Origin of the sequence: Vibrio nitrifigilis, from assembly GCF_015686695.1 — a bacterium.
In the GTDB taxonomy this organism is placed as follows: domain Bacteria; phylum Pseudomonadota; class Gammaproteobacteria; order Enterobacterales; family Vibrionaceae; genus Vibrio; species Vibrio nitrifigilis.
Map to the genome: position 1 here is coordinate 121,847 of NZ_JADPMR010000003.1, position 20,495 is coordinate 142,341.

General features: G+C 43.4%; 23 protein-coding genes. 14 read left to right on the forward strand and 9 right to left on the reverse strand.

The genetic code is table 11. The annotated features are described in order from the left end of the window. Position 1: 1 nt before the first annotated feature. Complete coding sequence (gene mlaE, locus I1A42_RS14430) at positions 2-790, reverse strand: lipid asymmetry maintenance ABC transporter permease subunit MlaE (RefSeq protein WP_196123895.1); 789 nt, start codon at positions 788-790, stop codon at positions 2-4. Beyond that, positions 774-1,583, reverse strand: a complete 810-nt coding sequence (mlaF, locus tag I1A42_RS14435; RefSeq protein WP_161153699.1) for a phospholipid ABC transporter ATP-binding protein MlaF — start codon at positions 1,581-1,583, stop codon at positions 774-776. The genes mlaE and mlaF overlap by 17 nt, the downstream gene beginning before the upstream one ends. A gap of 336 nt (positions 1,584-1,919) precedes the next feature. Between mlaF and I1A42_RS14440 the strand changes: the two genes are divergently transcribed. The 12 genes from I1A42_RS14440 (at position 1,920) to mgtE (ending at position 11,228) form a co-directional block, all read left to right on the forward strand. Next, on the forward strand, positions 1,920-2,885 hold the full coding sequence (locus I1A42_RS14440; protein ID WP_161153698.1) for a calcium/sodium antiporter: 966 nt from the start codon (positions 1,920-1,922) through the stop codon (positions 2,883-2,885). 33 nt (positions 2,886-2,918) lie between these two features. Next, positions 2,919-3,893, forward strand: coding sequence for an arabinose-5-phosphate isomerase KdsD (kdsD, locus tag I1A42_RS14445; RefSeq protein WP_196123896.1), 975 nt, complete (start codon positions 2,919-2,921; stop codon positions 3,891-3,893). Beyond that, positions 3,893-4,450: a 3-deoxy-manno-octulosonate-8-phosphatase KdsC gene (gene kdsC, locus I1A42_RS14450; protein WP_161153696.1), complete on the forward strand. Its 558-nt coding sequence runs from the start codon at positions 3,893-3,895 to the stop codon at positions 4,448-4,450. The genes kdsD and kdsC overlap by 1 nt, the downstream gene beginning before the upstream one ends. Next, positions 4,447-5,010: an LPS export ABC transporter periplasmic protein LptC gene (gene lptC, locus I1A42_RS14455; protein ID WP_161153695.1), complete on the forward strand. Its 564-nt coding sequence runs from the start codon at positions 4,447-4,449 to the stop codon at positions 5,008-5,010. The genes kdsC and lptC overlap by 4 nt, the downstream gene beginning before the upstream one ends. Continuing rightward, positions 4,991-5,506 carry a lipopolysaccharide transport periplasmic protein LptA gene (gene lptA, locus I1A42_RS14460; protein WP_161153694.1) on the forward strand — a complete coding sequence of 172 codons (516 nt, stop codon included), beginning with the start codon at positions 4,991-4,993 and terminating at the stop codon, positions 5,504-5,506. The genes lptC and lptA overlap by 20 nt, the downstream gene beginning before the upstream one ends. A gap of 7 nt (positions 5,507-5,513) precedes the next feature. Continuing rightward, positions 5,514-6,239, forward strand: coding sequence for an LPS export ABC transporter ATP-binding protein (gene lptB, locus I1A42_RS14465; RefSeq protein ID WP_196123897.1), 726 nt, complete (start codon positions 5,514-5,516; stop codon positions 6,237-6,239). A gap of 51 nt (positions 6,240-6,290) precedes the next feature. Next, positions 6,291-7,769, forward strand: a complete 1,479-nt coding sequence (locus I1A42_RS14470; protein ID WP_196123898.1) for an RNA polymerase factor sigma-54 — start codon at positions 6,291-6,293, stop codon at positions 7,767-7,769. 23 nt (positions 7,770-7,792) lie between these two features. Beyond that, positions 7,793-8,080, forward strand: a complete 288-nt coding sequence (gene hpf / locus I1A42_RS14475) for a ribosome hibernation promoting factor (RefSeq protein ID WP_161153691.1) — start codon at positions 7,793-7,795, stop codon at positions 8,078-8,080. A 2-nt stretch (positions 8,081-8,082) separates the two neighbouring features. Then, a complete protein-coding gene (gene ptsN, locus I1A42_RS14480; protein WP_196123899.1) occupies positions 8,083-8,535 on the forward strand; it encodes a PTS IIA-like nitrogen regulatory protein PtsN in 453 nt (150 codons plus the stop codon). Positions 8,536-8,552: 17 nt separating this feature from the next. Beyond that, a complete protein-coding gene (gene rapZ / locus I1A42_RS14485) occupies positions 8,553-9,413 on the forward strand; it encodes an RNase adapter RapZ (RefSeq protein WP_161153689.1) in 861 nt (286 codons plus the stop codon). A gap of 15 nt (positions 9,414-9,428) precedes the next feature. Next, complete coding sequence (locus I1A42_RS14490; protein WP_161153688.1) at positions 9,429-9,707, forward strand: HPr family phosphocarrier protein; 279 nt, start codon at positions 9,429-9,431, stop codon at positions 9,705-9,707. A 162-nt stretch (positions 9,708-9,869) separates the two neighbouring features. Continuing rightward, entirely contained in the window at positions 9,870-11,228 is a 1,359-nt protein-coding gene (mgtE, locus tag I1A42_RS14495) for a magnesium transporter (RefSeq protein ID WP_161153687.1), read from the forward strand. 75 nt (positions 11,229-11,303) lie between these two features. Here mgtE and pmbA read toward each other — a convergent pair whose 3' ends face one another. After that, positions 11,304-12,647, reverse strand: coding sequence for a metalloprotease PmbA (gene pmbA / locus I1A42_RS14500; RefSeq protein WP_161153686.1), 1,344 nt, complete (start codon positions 12,645-12,647; stop codon positions 11,304-11,306). A gap of 109 nt (positions 12,648-12,756) precedes the next feature. Here pmbA and yjgA point away from each other — a divergent pair, with 109 nt between their 5' ends. Then, a complete protein-coding gene (yjgA, locus tag I1A42_RS14505) occupies positions 12,757-13,284 on the forward strand; it encodes a ribosome biogenesis factor YjgA (RefSeq protein WP_161153685.1) in 528 nt (175 codons plus the stop codon). Between the two features lie 50 nt (positions 13,285-13,334). Here the strand turns inward: yjgA and thiQ are convergent, their stop codons facing one another. The 4 genes from thiQ to mpl all read right to left on the reverse strand — a co-directional run bounded on the left by thiQ (position 13,335) and on the right by mpl (position 18,333). Then, positions 13,335-14,039, reverse strand: a complete 705-nt coding sequence (thiQ, locus tag I1A42_RS14510; protein ID WP_161153684.1) for a thiamine ABC transporter ATP-binding protein — start codon at positions 14,037-14,039, stop codon at positions 13,335-13,337. Continuing rightward, entirely contained in the window at positions 14,033-15,619 is a 1,587-nt protein-coding gene (gene thiP / locus I1A42_RS14515; protein WP_196123900.1) for a thiamine/thiamine pyrophosphate ABC transporter permease ThiP, read from the reverse strand. Before thiP ends, thiQ begins: the two co-directional genes overlap by 7 nt. A 9-nt stretch (positions 15,620-15,628) precedes the next feature. Further along, the gene (gene thiB, locus I1A42_RS14520; protein WP_161153732.1) at positions 15,629-16,585 is read right to left on the reverse strand and encodes a thiamine ABC transporter substrate binding subunit; all 957 of its coding nucleotides are present in this window, start codon (positions 16,583-16,585) and stop codon (positions 15,629-15,631) included. A 395-nt stretch (positions 16,586-16,980) separates the two neighbouring features. Further along, positions 16,981-18,333, reverse strand: a complete 1,353-nt coding sequence (mpl, locus tag I1A42_RS14525; protein ID WP_161153682.1) for a UDP-N-acetylmuramate:L-alanyl-gamma-D-glutamyl-meso-diaminopimelate ligase — start codon at positions 18,331-18,333, stop codon at positions 16,981-16,983. A gap of 271 nt (positions 18,334-18,604) precedes the next feature. Here mpl and fbp point away from each other — a divergent pair, with 271 nt between their 5' ends. Next, complete coding sequence (gene fbp / locus I1A42_RS14530; RefSeq protein ID WP_161153681.1) at positions 18,605-19,624, forward strand: class 1 fructose-bisphosphatase; 1,020 nt, start codon at positions 18,605-18,607, stop codon at positions 19,622-19,624. 73 nt (positions 19,625-19,697) lie between these two features. On the opposite strand, the gene I1A42_RS14535 is transcribed toward fbp, so the two are convergent. Together I1A42_RS14535 and I1A42_RS14540 are read right to left on the reverse strand one after the other, a co-directional pair. After that, a complete protein-coding gene (locus I1A42_RS14535; protein ID WP_161153680.1) occupies positions 19,698-20,051 on the reverse strand; it encodes a DUF2799 domain-containing protein in 354 nt (117 codons plus the stop codon). A gap of 88 nt (positions 20,052-20,139) precedes the next feature. Continuing rightward, positions 20,140-20,487, reverse strand: coding sequence for a gamma-glutamylcyclotransferase family protein (locus I1A42_RS14540; RefSeq protein ID WP_161153679.1), 348 nt, complete (start codon positions 20,485-20,487; stop codon positions 20,140-20,142). Between the last annotated feature and the right edge of the window lie 8 nt (positions 20,488-20,495).

Genomic DNA, 20,495 nt, shown 5'->3' on the forward strand with positions numbered 1-20,495 from the left:
ATTAATTCCCAAACATCAATGCAGTAAGTACAAAATCCAGGCCAAGAACAGCAAGAGAAGAATGCACTACAGTTTTCGTTGTGGCTCGGCTAATTCCTTCCGAAGTTGGAACCGCGTCATAACCGTTAAACAATGCGATCCAAGTACAAGTAATAGCAAAGATTACGCACTTGATGGCACTGTTACCAATATCTTTTCCAAATTCAACTGATGACTGCATCGTAGACCAAAAGCTACCGCCATCAATTCCTTTCCAATCCACACCGACTAATTGACCACCCCAGATACCGACAGCCATAAAGATCATCGCCAACAAAGGTAACGAGATAAGGCCAGCATAAAAACGGGGGGCAACCACTCGTTTTAGTGGATCAACCGCCATCATTTCTAAACTAGAAAGTTGCTCGGTTGCTCTCATTAAACCAATTTCAGCCGTTAATGCAGAACCGGCTCGACCTGCAAATAGCAAAGCGGTTACCACTGGTCCTAACTCTCTGAGTAACGATAGAGCAACCATCTGCCCTAAACTGGTTTCAGCACCATAGTCCACCAAGATGACGTAACCTTGTAGGCTAAGTACCATCCCGATAAATAAACCGGAAACAACAATAATGGCGAGAGATTGAACACCAACGCTATAGAGTTGTTTAATGAGTAAAGGAAAATGTTTTAGTTGTGGCCGACCACTTAATGCACCATACATCATCAGTGTCGCGCGGCCAGCCGATTGGCAAACAGCGAGAGAACGTCGCCCGATACCACTCACCCACTGTTCAAGATTCGCTAACATTAAATAAGTCCTTCTCGATCGGTTGGGCAGGGAAACGAAATGGCACAGGGCCATCTGCATTACCTTGTAAGAATTGCTGCACTCGTGGATCGCGCTCTAAAGACAACTTCTTCGGCGTGCCTTCTGCAATCACTTTGCCATCAGCAAGTATATATACCCAGTCAGCAATGCTCATCACTTCAGGTACATCATGCGAAACCACAACCGATGTTAATCCTAGAGCTTCGTTTAGATCATGAATCAGTTGCACCAGAACGCCCATAGTAATAGGGTCTTGCCCAACAAAAGGTTCATCATAAAGAATTAATTCTGGGTCAAGAGCAATAGAGCGAGCTAATGCCGCACGCCGCGCCATCCCACCAGAAAGCTCACTTGGCATTAAATTAGCCGCGCCACGAAGACCCACCGCTTCTAATTTTAGTAAGACAAGTGTACGTAACAAAGATTCATCTAAATTAGTGTGCTCACGTAGAGGAAAGGCTACGTTGTCAAAGACGTTGAGATCAGTAAATAGCGCTCCCGATTGAAATAGCATGCTCATTTTCTTACGAGCTTGATATAACTGGCTACGAGTCAGCGCTGGTATGTTTTCGCCATCAAACCAAATCTCTCCTTGTTCAGGCATTAACTGACCGCCAATCAGCCTTAACAAAGTGGTTTTCCCGATTCCCGATGGCCCCATAATGGCCGTTACTTTCCCTTTAGGTACTCGTAAACTGATATTGTCGAAAATCTTACGCCCGGCACGGGAAAAAGTCAGATTTTTGATGGTGACTAAGTCATTATCAGACATGTTATTTTTTCGCCCTTTGGCTTACTCATCCATTAGAATGAGCAATCATAAGCAGATTAATGTAAAATATAAAGCACTGTGCAATTACAACAAAGATAGAATGCATTTTTGTCAAAAAGGTTCAAATTTTATTGTATAAAGTGTTGTAACAAATACGCTTATATGCACCATGATCTCATGCTAAGATTATGGGCGGCAAGCATAAATTGATCCACGATGGAGAATTCTCTCTTAAAATGGAATAATTAATGAGATAATCGTCTTCACTTTTATTGACCAACACGTCAAAATTACCCATTTTATGTTCCACGATTATCAACACTATCAGGATTATTCATGTTTGAAGCGGTTGGATTGCTCATTGTCGGTCTCGTTCTCCTTGTATGGAGTGCAGACAAACTAGTCTTTGGGGCAGCAGCTGTCGCCCGAAATTTTGGCATATCTCCGTTAGTTATCGGTATGACCATATTGGCGATGGGTTCATCAGCACCAGAAATGATGGTGTCTGCGACCGCCGCCCTTAGCGACAAAACCGACACAGCCGTCGGAAACGTTCTGGGTTCAAATATCGCAAATATTGCGCTGATACTTGGCATTACCGCCATTATCAAACCACTATCCATTAGTTCTAGCGTTATCCGCCGTGAATTGCCACTTATGATGGGTGTGACGATCCTCGCCGGCATCTTACTACGTGATAATCATCTTGGCTTTGGCGAAGGTATTTTATTATTCGTACTCTTTATCACCTTTATTCTTGGCATGTTACAGATTAGCCGCAACGAGAAAAAACGTGGTGATTCCCTATTCGATGAACACGAATCAGAGATCCCTGATGATGTGCCTAACGCAAAAGCGCTCATGTGGGTCTTATTTGGCTTAATACTCCTTCCTATAGCAGCTAACCTGCTGGTTGATAACGCAGTTATTATTGCTAAATACTTTGGGATGAGCGATCTTGTCATCGGCCTCACTATCATCGCTATCGGCACTAGCCTACCCGAGCTTGCCGCCTCTTTAGCTGGTGTTCTCAAAGGTGAAGACGATATGGCCGTTGGTAATATCATCGGTTCTAACGTATTTAATATCCTAGCCGTCATGGGGTTACCGGGCATACTGAATCCCTCGATTGTCAGTGAACATGCAATGGGCCGCGATTTCTGGGTACTACTCGGGGTATCCATTTTATTAGTCATCATGGCATTAGGTAGATCGCGCAGTATCAATCGAATTGAAGGTGCAATATTGTTTATTGTCTTTATTGCGTACCAGAGTTATCTATTTTTAAACATGAGTGCCTAATGCAAAAAGCATAGGCATTAAGTGGGGGAAACCATGTCTTCTGGCTTTGATTACCAACAAGCAGCCAAGAATGTATTAGCCACTGAAATTGAAGGCTTACAGCAACTTGACCAATATTTTAACGAGGATTTTTCTCGGGCTTGTAAACTGCTCTTAAACAACACTAATGGCAAAGTCATTGTGATGGGTATGGGCAAATCAGGTCATATTGGGCGAAAAATAGCGGCAACGCTTGCAAGTACAGGGACATCCGCTTTCTTCGTTCATCCTGGAGAAGCAGCGCACGGCGATTTGGGTATGGTGACCGCGCAAGATATCGTACTAGCCATTTCTAATTCCGGCGAATCATCGGAAATCGTATCGCTATTTCCCGTTCTTAAACGTTTGAATGTCAAAATCATTAGCATGACGGGTAATCCTGACTCGAATATGGCCAAACTAGCCAATATTCACTTGCAAATCAGTGTTCCTCAAGAAGCTTGTCCTCTAGGACTAGCCCCAACGTCAAGCACCACTGCTACATTGGTCATGGGCGATGCCCTCGCCATAGCATTACTGCAGGCTCGAGGATTTACTTCCGAAGATTTTGCTCTATCCCATCCAGGTGGTGCATTAGGTCGTAAGTTGCTGTTGAAGTTAAGTGATATCATGCACACTGGTGACGAGTTACCTAAAGTCAAACCTAGCGCACTGATTCGTGAAGCATTGCTAGAAATTAGTCAAAAAGGTCTGGGAATGACCGCAATTGTGGATGACAACGACCAGTTAATCGGTATCTTTACTGACGGCGACTTACGTCGCATTTTAGACAAACGTGTCGATATTCACAGCGCGACAATCGATACGGTTATGACACAGTACCCAACCACTGCTACACCAAACATCCTGGCGGTTGAAGGGGTGAATTTAATGCAAGAGAAACGCATTAATGGTCTGATGTTGGTTGAAAACCACAAATTAGTGGGCGCATTAAACATGCATGATTTATTAAAAGCGGGAGTAATGTAATGGCCCAACAGGTTGAAACATTGTACGGCAACGTCGATGCCGAGCTAATTGAAATAGCAAAATCCATTAAGCTATTAATCTGTGACGTTGATGGCGTATTCTCTGATGGCTTAGTTTACATGGGTAACCAAGGCGAAGAGCTAAAAACCTTCCACACTCGCGATGGTTATGGCGTCAAAAGCCTTATGAATGCAGGCATTGAGATTGCTATCATTACCGGCCGTGAATCACAGATCGTCACCAACCGAATGAACGCTCTTGGTGTTTCTCTTGTCTATCAAGGACAAGATGACAAAGTAAAAGCTTATCAAGATATTTGTGAGAAACTATCCATTGCCCCACAACATACTGGTTATATCGGTGATGATCTGATTGACTGGCCAGTCATGGAAAAAGTTGCGTTGCAAGTTTGTGTAGCAGATGGCCACCCACTGCTAGCGAAACGTGCTAACTACGTCACTAAGACCAAAGGTGGTCATGGCGCAGTGCGAGAGGTATGTGATTTGATCTTACAAGCACGGGATGAGCTTGACGTGCACAAAGGTCTAAGTATATGAGTATATCCCGAATCATTTATGTGATTCTGATATTTATCGCTTCTTGGTCCATCTATTATATGATGAGTTCAGAAAGCAAACCGGACATTCAGGTAGCTCCTAATTCGGAGCTACCGATGTTTACTGGTAACCAACTGAACAATATCTCGTATAACGAACAGGGCGTGCGTAGCTATGTGATTCAATCGACTCACTTAGAATATTACGCAAAAAGCGGTGACACGATTTTCCAAAGCCCAATTTTGAAGGTGTATCAAAACGGCACCGACCAAGAGTGGCAAGTCACTGCGAAACGAGCAGTACTATCCAAAAAACAAGTACTGACGCTTTATGATGATGTCGTAGCCAAAAACCTATTTAAAGATTCTGGTTTTGACAAAATGACGACAAAAGAGCTCAGTATTAAGCTTGATACCCGAGACTTCTGGGCCGATAACCCAGTTAAGCTAACAGGGCCTCAATTTGAAAATAATGGTCAGGCGATGAAAGGCAATTTTGCTGATAATTCGGCTCTCCTATATAAACATGTTCAAGGTAGATATGAGAATTTCACACCTTAGTCTGTTGGCCTGCTTACTCATTAGTAGCCAGACATTTGCGCTATCGACGGATAGCAAGCAGCCCGTTTATATTGACTCAGACAGTCAGCAGTTAGATATGAAAAGTAACCGCGTGACTTTTATTGGTGACGTTAAACTTAAGCAAGGTAGTATTAACATCAATGCGGATAAACTGATCGTGATTCGTAACGAACAGTCTGGGAAAATTCAAGATATTGAAGGATATGGCAAGTTAGCCACCTTTTCGCAATTGACCGATGAAGGGAAAACCCTTTACGGTGAAGCTGAGCAGCTTTATTACAAAATGGCGGATGATGAACTGATCATGATTAATAAAGCCATGTTGGCTCAAGATGACAGCGAAATCCGTGGTAAAAAAATTCGTTACAAAATCTCATTACAAAAACTGATTGCAGATAGTAATGGTGATGGACGAGTATCAACTGTGCTACAACCACAGGCGATACAACAGCAAGATGAAGAAAAAGATAAGTAACTAAACTATGCCAGTACTTAAAGCGGAACATTTAGCGAAAAGCTACAAAAAACGCAAAGTTGTCTCAGACGTGAGTCTAGAGGTACAAGCCGGCCAAATTGTAGGACTTCTTGGTCCTAATGGTGCTGGTAAAACGACATCTTTTTACATGATTGTCGGCCTTGTTGCGCGTGATGAAGGTAAAATCTCCATAGACGACAAGGACATAAGTGTGTTACCTATGCACAGTCGCTCTCGTATGGGAATCGGTTATTTACCACAAGAAGCATCGATCTTCCGTAAATTATCAGTAGAAGATAATATTATGGCAGTGCTACAAACTCGTGATGAAATGACTCGAGAGCAACGTCAGGATAAACTGGAAGACTTACTAGAAGAATTTCATATCCAGCATATTCGTAAAAGTGCAGGTATGGCCTTATCTGGTGGTGAACGACGCCGTGTTGAAATCGCCCGAGCTTTGGCCGCTAACCCACAATTTATTTTGCTGGATGAACCGTTTGCTGGGGTTGACCCAATCTCAGTTATCGATATTAAAAAGATTATTGAACACCTGCGCGACCGAGGCCTTGGTGTTTTGATCACGGACCATAATGTGCGTGAAACATTGGATGTGTGTGAAAAAGCATATATTGTAAGCCAAGGACATCTAATCGCTGAAGGTACACCTGAAGAGGTGTTAAACCACGAGCAGGTTAAACAGGTTTATCTTGGGGAACAATTCCGTCTATGATGGATGGACAGATACAGACCAAGATAAAAAGATAAGGTAGTTGGATACTGAATGAAACCGTCGCTACAGCTCAAACTAGGTCAACAACTGGCAATGACGCCGCAGTTACAGCAAGCTATTCGTTTGCTGCAGTTGTCTACGCTCGATTTACAACAAGAGATCCAAGAAGCATTGGATTCCAATCCTCTGTTGGATGTAGAGGAAGGCAACGACGACATTGCTAATGCTGCAGATAACGATAAAAACTCTGTAAGCGAACGCGAGGAGAAAGAGCCTAGTGCAGATGTTGTTTCAGAACCAGAGCCTCAAGATAGCTCCGATGTGTTTGAAAAATCAGAAATCAGCACCGATTTAGAAATTGATACAACATGGGATGATGTCTATAGCGCCAATACCGGTAGCACTGGTTTGGCAATGGATGACGATACACCTATCTATCAAGGGGAAACTACGCAATCGCTACAAGATTACTTATTGTGGCAGTTAGAGCTTACCCCATTTACAGAAACAGACCGCACCATCGCAGTCGCATTAATTGATGCTATCGATGATTACGGTTACTTAACGTTGTCGTTAGAGGACATTCTTGAAAATTTCGATAACGAAGAAATTGAGATTGATGAAATTGAAGCAGTTCGTAAAAGAATTCAACAATTTGATCCCCTTGGTGTCGCATCTCTCAATTTACAAGATTGCCTTCTATTACAACTGGCTACCTATCCTAAAGACACACCATGGTTAGATGAGGCCAAACTACTCCTTTCTCAGTATATTGACCAGCTCGGTAACCGCGATTACAAACTCATATTAAAAGAGACTAAACTCAAAGAAGATGAGTTGCGTGAAGCACTCCAACTAATACAACAGTTGGACCCTAGACCAGGCAGCCGTATTGCTGAGGAGCATGCGGAATACGTCATTCCCGACGTTTCGGTATACAAAGAGCACGGTAAATGGATTGTGGCCATCAATCCAGATAGCGTGCCCAAGCTCAAAGTCAATCAGCAATACGCCGATCTAGTTCGAGGGAATAATGCGGAAAGCAACTATATTCGCTCAAATCTTCAGGAGGCGAAATGGTTAATCAAAAGCTTGGAAAGTCGTAATGAGACTTTACTCAAAGTTGCTAAATGCATCGTTGAACATCAACGAGATTTTTTCGAATATGGTGAGGAAGCCATGAAGCCGATGGTGCTGAATGACGTTGCTCTCGCGGTGGACATGCATGAATCAACCATTTCTCGGGTGACCACTCAGAAATTTATGCATACCCCTCGCGGTATATTTGAATTGAAATACTTTTTCTCAAGTCACGTTAGCACCGATAACGGTGGAGAGTGTTCATCAACCGCAATTCGCGCACTGATTAAGAAATTGGTTTCGGCAGAAAACCCAGCGAAACCCCTCAGTGACAGCAAAATTGCGGCATTACTTGCTGACCAAGGGATACAAGTCGCACGACGTACGATAGCTAAGTACCGAGAATCTTTGGGAATAGCCCCTTCAAGTCAGCGCAAACGCCTACTTTAAGGCCTAACCGAGAAGGAAAGTCTATGCAAATCAATATTAATGGCCACCACGTTGATCTTACTGATTCAATGCAGGACTACGTTAATTCGAAATTTCAGAAGCTTGAACGCTTTTTTGACCAAATAAACAACGTTCAAGTGATATTACGTGTTGAAAAACTTCGTCAGATCGCAGAAGCTACGCTCCATGTGAGTCAAGCTGAGCTTCATGCGACCGCGGAAAGTGACAATATGTACGCCGCAATCGACGAGCTGGTGGATAAACTCGTACGACAACTTAACAAGCATAAAGAAAAGCTAAGTAGCCATTAATCATGCAATTAAGCGAAGTATTAACCTTGGACTGCACGAAAAGTGCAGTCCAATGTTCTAGTAAAAAAAGAGCACTGGAAATTATCAGTGAAATTGCCGCCCAGCATACCGGCCTTAATGCAACCGACCTGTTCGAGTGCATGCTAAGTCGTGAAAAAATGGGTAGTACAGGTATCGGTAACGGTATTGCGATTCCTCATGCTCGAATGACTGAAAGTGAAGATGCCGTCGCGGTTCTCGTTCAGTGTGAAGAGCCCATTGAGTTTGATGCGATAGACAATCGACCGGTTGATCTTTTATTTGCGCTATTGGTCCCAGAAGCCCAATGCAAAGAACACTTGAAAACTCTGTCTTGCATGGCTGAGCGTTTAAACGACAAACAAACGCTTAAACAGCTAAGAAATGCACACAGTGATCAAGAGCTCTATGACATTATGATCAATCAGCAACACTAAGCAGGACAGGTAGCGTTATGCGGTTAATAGTGGTCAGTGGACAATCAGGAGCAGGCAAAAGTGTCGCCCTACGTGTGCTGGAAGATCTCGGTTATTACTGTGTTGATAACTTACCACTCAACCTCCTCGATGCTTTCATAAAATCCGTGCAAGGCGGCAGCCAAAATGTCGCTGTTAGCATCGATATTCGTAACTTACCCAAAGACCCAGGGACGATTGAGCCAGTCTTAGAGGATCTCAAACGCAACAATGAAGTCAGCGTTTTATTCCTCGATGCGTCGGCTGATACCTTATTAAAACGCTATAGCGAAACTCGTCGTATCCATCCTCTATCTCTCTCCAAAGAGAAACCTTCTCTGGCATTAGCCATTGAAACAGAACGTAAAATTCTTGGCCCACTGAAAGAACAGTCAGATCATGTTATCGATAGCTCAAAAAAATCGATCCATGAACTCAGCGAATTAGTACGAACTTATGTCGAAGGCCATGAGCGTAAAAAGCTGGTGATGGTTTTCCAATCGTTTGGTTTTAAATATGGTTTACCAACCGATGCTGACTATGTTTTTGATGTTCGCTTTCTACCTAACCCGCATTGGGAACCTGATTTACGTCCTCTCACCGGACTAGAAGCTCCGATTAAATCATTTCTTGAAGGTCATCCTGAAGTTATTGAACTCAAACTTCAGATTCAAAAATTTATTGAATATTGGTTACCTATGCTAGAAAAAAGTAATCGTAGCTACTTAACCGTTGCCATTGGTTGTACTGGAGGAAAGCATCGTTCAGTGTATATTGCCCAACAGCTCGGGGAATACTTTGCTGAACTAGGCAACCAAGTACAAATTCATCATAATACTCTTGAGCAATCCCACTCTTAAGCCAAGGAAAACTCTATGCCAGAACTGAGCCGTACTGTATTAATTCAGAATAAGCTTGGCCTTCATGCCCGTGCTGCAGTAAAACTCGTAGAACTCGCACAATCCTTTGATGCCGTATTAACAATACAAGGGCAAGATGGTAAAGAAGCAACCGCTGATACAGTAATAGGTTTATTGATGCTGGAGTCTGCTCAAGGGCAACATATCACAATATCGTCTTCTGGCTCGCAAGCCGAACAAGCACTGGATGCTGCTTGTCATCTTATCGAAGGTAAGTTTGACGAAGCGGAATAAGTGCGTCCGAAAAATCCAAATCAATCCAACTTGCAAAGTATTAATATTAAGATGTTGTGAGTGAATATAAACAATTCACCAAACTAAGATAATATTAAAAGAACAAGAAAAATTAAGTTACTATTCTGCAAGTTATCACTTTTAGAGCGTTAGGGGGCACCAATGGCAGAGCAAATAGAATTTGATCAAGCTCACCAAACCCTCCATGAAATTACTCAGGCTTTAGACAACGGTCGTTTTGTTCATGTTCGTCGCCAATTGCAGGACATGGAACCTGAGGATATTGCAGTCCTCTTAGAAGCGTCGCCACGTAAAGCCCGTGAAGTTTTATGGCAATTAACTGACCCTGAAGATTATGGTGAAATCCTCGATGAGCTAGCAGAGGATGTAAAAGACGCCTTAGTCTCTAAAATGGCTCCGGAGAAATTGGCCGAAGCAACCGAAGGGATGGATACCGATGATGTGGCCTACGTATTACGTAGTTTGCCAGATGATCTCTCTCGTGAAGTTTTAGCACAAATGGATACCGCGGATAGGCTAAGAGTTGAAACCGCCCTATCCTATCCTGAAGACACTGCTGGTGGCTTAATGAACACCGACGTAATTACCATTCGTGGTGACGTCGATGTTGATGTTGTCTTACGTTATTTGCGTATGCGGGGGGAATTGCCTGAAGCCACGGATGCGCTATATGTGGTCGACAATGAAAACAAGCTAATTGGCCATTTATCACTGACAACCCTTTTAACGACCCAACCTGATACCCCGGTCAGTGAAGTCATGGATGATGCCGACGAAGCAATCAAAGTCGATACGAAAGATTCCGATGTCGCTAGCTTGTTTGAGCGGCGTAATTGGGTCTCAGCCCCTGTCGTCGATGAACACCAAATTCTGGTCGGTCGTATCACTATCGATGACGTTGTTGACGTTATTCGTGAAGATGCTGAGCACTCTATGATGAGTATGGCGGGTTTGGATGACGATGAAGATACCTTTGCCCCCGTTTTTCAATCCGCTCGTAAGCGGAGTATCTGGCTGGGTGCGAATGTATTAGCTGCATTAGCTGCAGCTTCCGTCTCGAATATGTTTGAAGGGACTCTACAAGCGATGGCATCAGTGGCAGTGTTAATGACAATCGTACCATCAATGGGTGGGGTTGCTGGTAACCAAACAGTTGCTCTCGTTATTCGCGGTTTAGCTCTAGGTCATATCGGTCAAAGTAACAAACGGGAATTACTGCTAAAAGAAGCGGCTATCGGCTTACTCAACGGCGTATTGTGGGCAGTGTTAATTGGTTTAATCATTGTGATATGGAAAGGTGAGGTCGAACTAGGCATTATTATTTCAGTAGCGATGTTAACTAACCTGTTTGTGGCAGGTATTGCTGGGGTAGTCATTCCTATGGTGCTGAAGAAAATCAATATCGATCCTGCACTGGCAGGAGGAATGGCGTTAACGACCGTTACAGATGTTGTGGGACTCTCAGCATTCCTTGGTCTAGCCACATTTATGATTCATTAAAGCCTTTCGTTGCTTAACGACTCAAAACAAAAATGCCGAACCTCTGGTTCGGCATTTTCATGAGTTCAACACAAATTACTCACCGGCAATCTTCATCTTATCAATCAAGATTGAACCCGTTTGAATCTGTGAACGCATTTCAATATCAGAACCCACAGCAACAAATCCTTTAAACATATCTTTAAGGTTACTTGCTACCGTAAAACCAGAAACAGGATATTGAATTTCACCATTTTCGACCCAGAACCCTGCGGCACCGCGTGAATAATCACCAGTAACGATGTTGACGCCTTGCCCCATCACCTCAGTTACAAGTAGCCCCGTACCAAGCTCTTTAAGCAGTTGCTCAAAGTTTTGACCCGTCGATTTTACAAACCAATTGTGAATACCACCAGCGTGACCAGTCGGAGACATATTCATCTTCCGCGCCGCATAGCTTGTAAGAAGATAAGTAGCCAAAGTACCGTCAGTAATGATGTCTAGATCTTGCGTTGCCACGCCTTCACTGTCAAATGGGCTCGATGCTAAACCACGCAGAATATGTGGGCGCTCTTGCACATTAAACCAATCCGGTAGCACTTGTTTTCCTAGATGATCGACTAAGAATGATGACTTACGGTATAGATTGCCACCACTGATGGCCATGACCAAATGCCCCATCAAACCTGTTGCAACATCGTTGGCAAACAGCACTGGATAATGGCCCGTTTTGACCTTCTGAGCATCAAGGCGACTTACAGTTTTTTCCGCAGCTTTTTCACCAACAAGACTTGGTGCCCAAAGGTCATCTTTGTGACGCGCAACAGTATAGCTGTAATCACGTTCCATCTCGCCATTTTGACCTTGGCCTATCACGCAACAGCTGGTGCTATGACGACTTGATGGATAGCTAGCTAACAAACCATGGCTATTACCGTAAACACGGATACCATAATGGCTATCATAACTCGCTCCATCACTTTGCTTAATTTTGTCACTGTAATCCAACGCCACTTTTTCCGCTTCAATAGCGATTTGTGCCGCTTTATCTGGGTCAGGGATATCCGGGTGGAACAAGTCCAAATCAGGAATATCTTTGACCATAAATTCTTTTGGTGCAGGGCCAGCACATGGATCTTCAGAAGTGAAATGAGCAATGTCCAAGGCGGCTTGAACCGTTTGTTGAATCGCCTTCTCACTTAAATCTGAAGTCGATGCACTCCCCTTCCGCTGACCACGATATACGGTAATGCCAAGAGCACCATCGCTATTAAACTCCACATTTTCTACCTCACACATACGGGTAGAAACGCTTAGGCCTGTACTTTTTGAAATGGCAACTTCAGCGGCATCAGCACTCTGTGAGGCCATATCTAACGCTTTAGCAACAGCGGCTTCGAGTTCCACACGCTGCGCAGCGACTTGCTGTTTTACATCCATATTTTTCCCAAACTTTTAGGCATCGTAACGATAGGATAACAAGAATTTCGCTTTCTCCCCATGATTCTTGCTAAAATAGCTGACATAGCTAACTCATATAGTGATGAAAATGGCCCGTAAAAACCAAAAAGCTCCTTGGGAAGAGGAAGAAGAGATCATCTGGGTAAGTAAAACCGAGATGAAAAATGACATGCTTGAACTGCAAGAACTTGGTGAAGAGCTCGTTGCATTAAAACCAAGCGTACTTGAAAAATTTCCTCTACCAGACGAACTTGCTGAAGCGATCCGTGATGCGCAGCGTTTTAAAAACGAAGCGCGCCGCCGTCAACTTCAGTATGTTGGGAAAGTAATGCGCAATATCGATCCAGAGCCAATTCAAGCAGCTTTGGATAAATTCCGTAATAAACACTCTCAAAATACCGCCGTATTGCATAAGCTCGAAGAGCTACGTGATCGTGTTATTGCGGATGGTGATGATGCTATTGCTGATGTATTGGAGATGTATCCTGCTGCCGATCGTCAACGTTTACGCCAACTTGCTCGTCAAGCACGTAAAGAAAAAGAGCAGTCAAAGACACCAAAAGCAGCTCGTGAAATCTTTCAAACCTTAAAAGATTTGAACGACGAAGAGTTTTAAATCACAAAGCCAGATATCATTATCTGGCTTTTTTATGTTCCCCTCAGACCTCAACTGCCTGCACGAACAAATGCCGCTAATTCTGTATTGGGATGCTGGCTATTCAATTGGTCGATTGGCGCTGTGATTTTTACACTGCCTTCTGCCATATAGGCAAAATCAGTCGCAATAGTCTGCGCATCTGATACATGATGCGTCACCATCAATACACTCGCACCACGCTCTCTCGCTAAACGATGAACTAATCCCAACATCTCTTCGCGAAGTACTGGGTCTAATGCTGAAAACGGTTCATCTAATAACCATACGGGATGCGACTGAACAAAACATCTTGCCAACCCTACTCTCTGCCGTTGGCCACCAGATAAATGCTCAGGCATACGATCAAGCACATGAGCTAGCCCCACTTGCTCAGCCGCTTCTTCCACTTGCTGTTGCTGCTTTGCATTCAATTTCAGCCCAGGATGTAATCCCAAACCAATATTTTGCCGAATGGTTAGGTGTGCAAATAAATTGTGTTCTTGAAACAGCATTGCAAAAGGCCGTTGATAAGGAGCAAGCCCGACTAATTCTTCTCCTTGAAACGAAATCGAACCAAAGTTCGGGTCAATAAATCCTGCGACAAGACTAAGTAAGGTCGACTTTCCAGAACCACTTGGTCCCATAAGCGCAAGAATACTGCCTTGCTGCATTGTTAAATCAAATTCGAACCACTCTTGTTGGTACTCATATTTCACACCATCAAGGACTAACATGCTCGACTCCGTTTTTTCCACGTAAATAGTTTTTCGACTAAGTAAAACACCCCTACACTAAATAGCAGAAGGGTTAAAGAAACTACCGCAGCCGCTTTCATCTGATAAGAGCCCAGCAACTGATACAAATACAAAGGCAAGGTACGAAAGTCTTCATTACCAAACAGAGCAATAGCACTGAGATCGCCCATTGAAAGTAGAAAGCTCAAACTAAACGCTTGGGCCAGCGGCACTTTCAATGCTTTCATCTCTACCATACGTAAACGCTGCCAACCTTTCATTCCCAAACTCGCACATAAAAAGCGATATTGTTGCTCAATATGCAGTAACGGCTGACTTAAACTCTTAATGACATAAGGTAAAGCCATCAGTGCATTAACCAACACAACCACCCAATAGGCATGACTAAAAACATCTATCCATTGACGCAGTAACAAAAATAACCCAGTACTGATCACCAACCCTGGAGTCACGAGAATGATAGTACCGATTAATTCCAACCCATTGGCTTGACCATTTTTTGCTTGTAAGCGTAGCGCCCGACTGGAAAGTAAAATCGCCAATCCAGAGATACAAGCAGTGATACTTGCCAATAAAGCGACACGAACTGATGTCCCAAGAGCTTGCCAATACGCTGAGGTTGTCAGCACTGAAAATAGTTGATCATTTATGCCACTCACAACCACCATCACTAAAGGTGGCATCACCAATAATGCGACAAGGACAATCCACACACCATCCCAAACTTTCATTCTCCAGCCATCTCGCAACCACTGCATACTGGAGTGAATAGCGCCATTTGCAACAGGCTCCAAACGAGCAAAGTAATGGAGTAAAAAGTACAGTGAAGAGCAGAGTATCATCTGCCAAATGGCTAATAAGGCACCAGTTTGCAGGTCAAAATCATATTTAATTGCCTGATAGATAGCGAGTTCAATCGTGGTGGATTTAGGGCCACCTCCCAATGCCATTACCGCAGCAAAGCTGGTAAAGCAAAGCATAAAGACTAACCCACCGATATGAGGCAATTGCTGGCGAACCCGATGCCATTCTACCCAACGAAACTTCTGCCAATGCGACATACCAAGGTGAGCACATAACTTATGCTGATCCTCAGGTATCTCTTGCAAGCTTTGCAAAATTAATCGGCTGGAATAGGGTAAGTTAAAAAACACGTGGGCCAACAAAATCCCACCCAACCCGTAGATTTGAAATGGCATCGTGATGCCTAATTCAGTCAACCATCCACTCCGTCCGTAGATGGCGAGTAAACCAAAAACAGCAACGAGCACGGGTAAGACTAGTGTCATACTAAAGAGCTTTAACAGGACATTTCGCCCCCAAAACTGGCGACGATATAATGCTAACGCTACGGGAATAGCGAGTACTAAGCTAATTGCTGTCGATAAGCACGCTTGATAGAAACTAAACCAAGTCACATACAAATAGTAGGAATCATGCCAAATTGCATCACTGGTATAACCCAGAGGTGCTTGCCGCAGTAACGAGACCACGGCAGACAACACAAATAGCACCACAAAAGCCCCAACAATGAGGCCTAATTTGGGAATTTTATTCAACACGGCTCCTTAAAATGCAACCGCATGTTGCCATTCTCGAATCCAAGCTTTGCGATGTGCGGCCACTTGCTCAGGAGAAAATTCCAATGCGTGTTTCGGTTTATCTAGTTGTTGGAAGCCTTGAGGTAACTGAGTTGCCACCACTGGATACATCCAGTTCGTTGTTGGAATCTCTTTTTGGAATGAATGGCTAACCATATAAGATAAGAATTGATCGGCTAATTGAGAGTGCGGTGATCCTTTCACCTTCGCAGCCACTTCCACTTGTAAGTAATTTCCTTCGGCAAAATCTGCCGTTGCGTAATCATGATTGTTTTCAGCAATCACGTGGTAAGCCGGAGACGTTGTGTATGACAACACCATATCCGACTCCCCTTTTAAGAACATCGAATAAGCTTCTGACCACCCTTTTGTCACAGTAACGGTTTTTTTCGCCAAACGTTGCCATGCTTGTGGTGCCTTATCGCCATAGACCGATTTTACCCACAGCAATAAACCTTGACCGGGAGTCGATGTGCGAGGATCTTGATAGATAATAGTAAGATCGTTACTTTTATCTACCATTTCACGTAAAGAGTGTGGAGGATTGGTAAGTTTTTTCTTGTTATAGACAAAGGCAAAATAGCCGTAATCGTAAGGAACGAAAGTGGTATTTGTCCATCCGTTGGGCACTTGCAATTTGGTTACATCAACGTTAGATGAAGTAAATAAGCCGGTTTTTTGTGCTTCAGTAATCAGATTATTATCCAATCCTAAAACCACATCGGCTTTGCTATGTGAGCCTTCTAGACGCAATCGGTTAAGAATCGAGACGCCATCTTCTAAGGGGACAAATTTCAGCTCACACCCACATTGACTCTCAAACCCTTTTTTCATCGCTGGGCCTGGCCCCCACTCTGATGTAAATGAATCATAGGTATATACAGTGAGTGTCTCTGTTTTTGCCCATACAGAGCTAGACAGCATTGCGGAACTTAAAACGGTCAGAGACAGTAAGTGAGATAAAGAAACAGAAGGTGGGTTTAGTCGTTTTGTTTTAGATAGTAATTTCAAGGCTCGCTCTCCTAGTATGATGAGCGGCACAGGCTTGAGGTGGATGAGAAGAATCAGAAGTTCGATTTTGACAGCCGCACTCAATTCCTACGCCAGCATTATCTGGTTCAGGTGTTTAATCACTAAGATGTGATTAACGGGTCCCGGATATCTTCCGATCTCAGCGCCGCTAACGCGGTTGGCTCCCCGATGAGTGCCGCAAATTGTAAAGCGAATTAGCTAAAGAAGCTACAATGTTGTGAATGATAAACGCGATTTTTGTGGGGTTGACCATGGCGATGAATCACCATCAACATCCAGTGAAAGAGTTACTTAGCTAATGCCTTAAGTAGCTTGTCGTGAATACCACCAAAACCACCATTACTCATCACCAAAATCTGGTCACCCGGTTGAGCTTCTTGTACGATCGCCGCAACTAAACTATCAATATCGTCTTTTACGATCGCTTTTTGATCACAGTGATCGGCAACGTCTTGCACCGACCAAGGAATGTTATTGGGTTGGAATAAAAACACTTCATCAGCGACCGATAACGAACGAGCTAAAGTTTCTTTATGAACACCTAACTTCATGGTCGCAGAACGGGGCTCAAGTACAGCCAAAATACGCTGTTGGCCAACTTTGTTACGTAAACCGCCTAAAGTCAGCGCTATCGCAGTTGGGTGATGAGCAAAATCATCATAAACAGTGATACCTCTAACCTCGCCTTTTAGCTCTAAGCGACGTTTGGTATTTACAAATTTAGCCAAAGACTCACACGCTAAGTCAGGAGTCACTCCCACATGCCGCGCTGCCGCTATCGCCATTAGCGCGTTATGCATATTATGATCGCCGACCAAATCCCATTTCACATGCCCGACAACTTGGCCTTCGAATAGAACATCGAACTGACTGGCATCCGCGGTCTGTTTTACGCCATTCCACTGATCGTTATCACCCAGAAACTCCGTTTCACTCCAACAACCACGCTCTAATACATCATGTAATGCTTCATCTTGGCGTGGTGTAAAAATACGACCATTGCCAGGAACAGTACGGACTAAATGGTGAAATTGGCGCTTGATCGCTTCCAGATCATCAAAAATATCGGCATGATCAAACTCAAGATTATTCATGACCAATGTGCGAGGATGATAGTGGACAAACTTAGAACGCTTATCGAAAAAAGCACTGTCATATTCGTCGGCTTCAACCACAAAAAACATGCTTTCACCCATACGAGCCGAGACACCAAAGTTCCCCAGCACACCTCCAACCAAAAATCCTGGCTGATAACCACAATCTTCGAGAATCCAAGCTAACATGCTAGAAGTCGTTGTTTTACCATGTGTACCAGCCACAGCTAATACCCAACGGTCATACAGTAAGTGTTCCTGTAACCATTGCGGTCCAGAGGTATAACGTAGATTGTGATTCAGTACATATTCAACGCAGGGATTACCACGACTCATTGCATTACCAATTACTACCAAATCAGGTTGTGGCTCTAATTGTTTTGGATCGAAACCTTCTATTATTTCAATACCTTGAGATTCAAGCATCGTACTCATCGGCGGATATACATTGGCATCACTACCCGTCACCTTATGTCCTGACTGGCGCGCTAACATTGCCATCCCTCCCATAAAGGTGCCGCAGATGCCCAAGATATGAATATGCATAGATATGTGCCTTACAAAAAGAGTATGTTGTTTATTAAGAGGTAACGTCTTGCTCGCCCATTATCCTCATTCAATCCGTAAAAGCGAGTCAAGCTTTATCAGGACAATGTCATTTTCCTCGTTACCATTGCTAATTTGAGACCTAAAGCAATTACTTCAGTACTCGTAATAAGTAAAGCACTCTAAAATCGCAGTAAGTGCTTGTGTTATTAAGTTGTCAGTCACTAAATCAAGCATGGAAAACTCTAAAAAGACAAAATAAGGAAAAGACATGTCTGAATTGCGTACACTCGGGGAATTCATTGTTGAAAAGCAACATGACTTTCCTCACGCAAGTGGAGAATTGTCTTCACTGTTAGCCTCCATCCGTCTCGCGGCAAAAATTGTTAACCGTGAAATTAACAAAGCCGGTTTGGTGGATATCACAGGTTCAACAGGCGTTGATAATGTCCAAGGTGAAGAGCAGCAAAAGCTCGACGCTTTTGCGAATGAAAAATTTAAAGCGGCTCTAGAAGCGCGAGACCAAGTCTGCGGCGTGTGTAGTGAAGAAGAAGATGAAGCGATTGTATTTAGCAAAGAACTCAACCGTAATGCTAAATACGTTGTGTTAATGGATCCTCTCGATGGCTCAAGCAACATTGATGTCAATGTCTCTGTTGGTACCATATTTACCATTTATCGCCGTGTTTCTCCAGTTGGCTCACCTCCTACTCAGGAAGATTTCCTACAACCTGGTAATAAACAGGTTGCTGCTGGCTATGTTGTCTATGGTTCTTCAACCATGCTGGTCTACACCACGGGTAACGGTGTCAATGGCTTTACGTATGATCCATCCATTGGTACGTTCTGTTTATCCCATGAAAACATGACGATTCCAAAAGATGGCAAGATTTATTCGATCAATGAAGGAAACTACATTCGTTTCCCGCAAGGTGTGAAGAAATACATCAAGTATTGCCAAGAAAATGTTCCAGAAGATAATCGTCCATACACTTCACGTTATATTGGTTCTCTTGTAGCAGATTTCCACCGTAACCTACTCAAAGGTGGCGTCTATCTTTACCCTAGTACACAAAGCCATCCTCAAGGTAAACTCCGCTTGTTGTATGAATGTAATCCAATGGCATTTTTGATCGAACAAGCTGGCGGCCAAGCTACCGATGGAAAAACCCGTATCTTAGATCTAAAACCGACTGAGCTACACCAACGTGTACCATTATTCATTGGCTCAACCAACATGATGAATACGGTTCATGAGTTCTTAGAAAAATATCCAGATTCAGATTATTAATCCAGATTTGAGAACCACACGCTCAAATATAAAAAAGCCAGCTGATGCTGGCTTTTCTTGTTAAATACCTGAGTTAATCCATCATTATACCGTCATCCCAAGCATCACCTTGACGATAGCGGTCACCAAAATTAGGATTCATATCATCACAAACGCCACGATACGGACGATGACGAATACCAAGCTCATAAGGGTCTTGGCTACAATATTGTTGGACACCAGCAACATACCCATCTCGGTATGAGGTATATAAGGTATCTGTTATCGCATGTTCACTCTGCTCTTTTAACTCTGCTATGGTCAGTTCGATTTGACCCGTCTTACCTTGTTCAAACCCATAATTTTGCCAAGCGTTTGAATCATCAGACATTGGTGCCTGCGAGCTACATCCTGCCAACAATCCTGCAAGTAGTAAGTAGTATTTCACGTGCGTTCTCCTATCCTGAATCGCCGCCTTCAGTATAGAAGTGGAATCAAGATCACTCTTACTAACGACACAATTAATTACAGATAATTTACACGCGCTGACACCAATCACCAGATTCAATTAACGTATCAAGATGATCACTATCTTGATAGATATAAATCCAAGCATCACCAAACGTGGTCGCAATAAGTTCACGTCGATACTCTACGGGAACATCTTCCAGCTCATCTAGCTTAGCTAGTGTCGCATCATCAACCATATAAACTTCACCTCTTATGGTGTGATGTCCCTCGACTAACCCAGGATATGGACCCAAATCGTATAAGGCGAACTCTGCTTTGGTTTCAAAATGCCCAAGCAATTGGCTATTAACCAAATACGAGTGATTACACTCCCCTTGGCGTAGGGTGCCATAAACAAAAACAAGATGTTGCACAGCGCTCT

Excerpts from the sequence above, each read along its gene's own strand:
- mlaE (WP_196123895.1), bottom strand. The coding sequence starts at position 790 with ATGTTAGCGAATCTTGAACAGTGGGTGAGTGGTATCGGGCGACGTTCT.
- mlaF (WP_161153699.1), bottom strand. The coding sequence starts at position 1,583 with ATGTCTGATAATGACTTAGTCACCATCAAAAATCTGACTTTTTCCCGT.
- I1A42_RS14440 (WP_161153698.1), top strand. The coding sequence starts at position 1,920 with ATGTTTGAAGCGGTTGGATTGCTCATTGTCGGTCTCGTTCTCCTTGTA.
- kdsD (WP_196123896.1), top strand. The coding sequence starts at position 2,919 with ATGTCTTCTGGCTTTGATTACCAACAAGCAGCCAAGAATGTATTAGCC.
- kdsC (WP_161153696.1), top strand. The coding sequence starts at position 3,893 with ATGGCCCAACAGGTTGAAACATTGTACGGCAACGTCGATGCCGAGCTA.
- lptC (WP_161153695.1), top strand. The coding sequence starts at position 4,447 with ATGAGTATATCCCGAATCATTTATGTGATTCTGATATTTATCGCTTCT.
- lptA (WP_161153694.1), top strand. The coding sequence starts at position 4,991 with ATGAGAATTTCACACCTTAGTCTGTTGGCCTGCTTACTCATTAGTAGC.
- lptB (WP_196123897.1), top strand. The coding sequence starts at position 5,514 with ATGCCAGTACTTAAAGCGGAACATTTAGCGAAAAGCTACAAAAAACGC.
- I1A42_RS14470 (WP_196123898.1), top strand. The coding sequence starts at position 6,291 with ATGAAACCGTCGCTACAGCTCAAACTAGGTCAACAACTGGCAATGACG.
- hpf (WP_161153691.1), top strand. The coding sequence starts at position 7,793 with ATGCAAATCAATATTAATGGCCACCACGTTGATCTTACTGATTCAATG.
- ptsN (WP_196123899.1), top strand. The coding sequence starts at position 8,083 with ATGCAATTAAGCGAAGTATTAACCTTGGACTGCACGAAAAGTGCAGTC.
- rapZ (WP_161153689.1), top strand. The coding sequence starts at position 8,553 with ATGCGGTTAATAGTGGTCAGTGGACAATCAGGAGCAGGCAAAAGTGTC.
- I1A42_RS14490 (WP_161153688.1), top strand. The coding sequence starts at position 9,429 with ATGCCAGAACTGAGCCGTACTGTATTAATTCAGAATAAGCTTGGCCTT.
- mgtE (WP_161153687.1), top strand. The coding sequence starts at position 9,870 with ATGGCAGAGCAAATAGAATTTGATCAAGCTCACCAAACCCTCCATGAA.
- pmbA (WP_161153686.1), bottom strand. The coding sequence starts at position 12,647 with ATGGATGTAAAACAGCAAGTCGCTGCGCAGCGTGTGGAACTCGAAGCC.
- yjgA (WP_161153685.1), top strand. The coding sequence starts at position 12,757 with ATGGCCCGTAAAAACCAAAAAGCTCCTTGGGAAGAGGAAGAAGAGATC.
- thiQ (WP_161153684.1), bottom strand. The coding sequence starts at position 14,039 with ATGTTAGTCCTTGATGGTGTGAAATATGAGTACCAACAAGAGTGGTTC.
- thiB (WP_161153732.1), bottom strand. The coding sequence starts at position 16,585 with ATGCTGTCTAGCTCTGTATGGGCAAAAACAGAGACACTCACTGTATAT.
- mpl (WP_161153682.1), bottom strand. The coding sequence starts at position 18,333 with ATGCATATTCATATCTTGGGCATCTGCGGCACCTTTATGGGAGGGATG.
- fbp (WP_161153681.1), top strand. The coding sequence starts at position 18,605 with ATGTCTGAATTGCGTACACTCGGGGAATTCATTGTTGAAAAGCAACAT.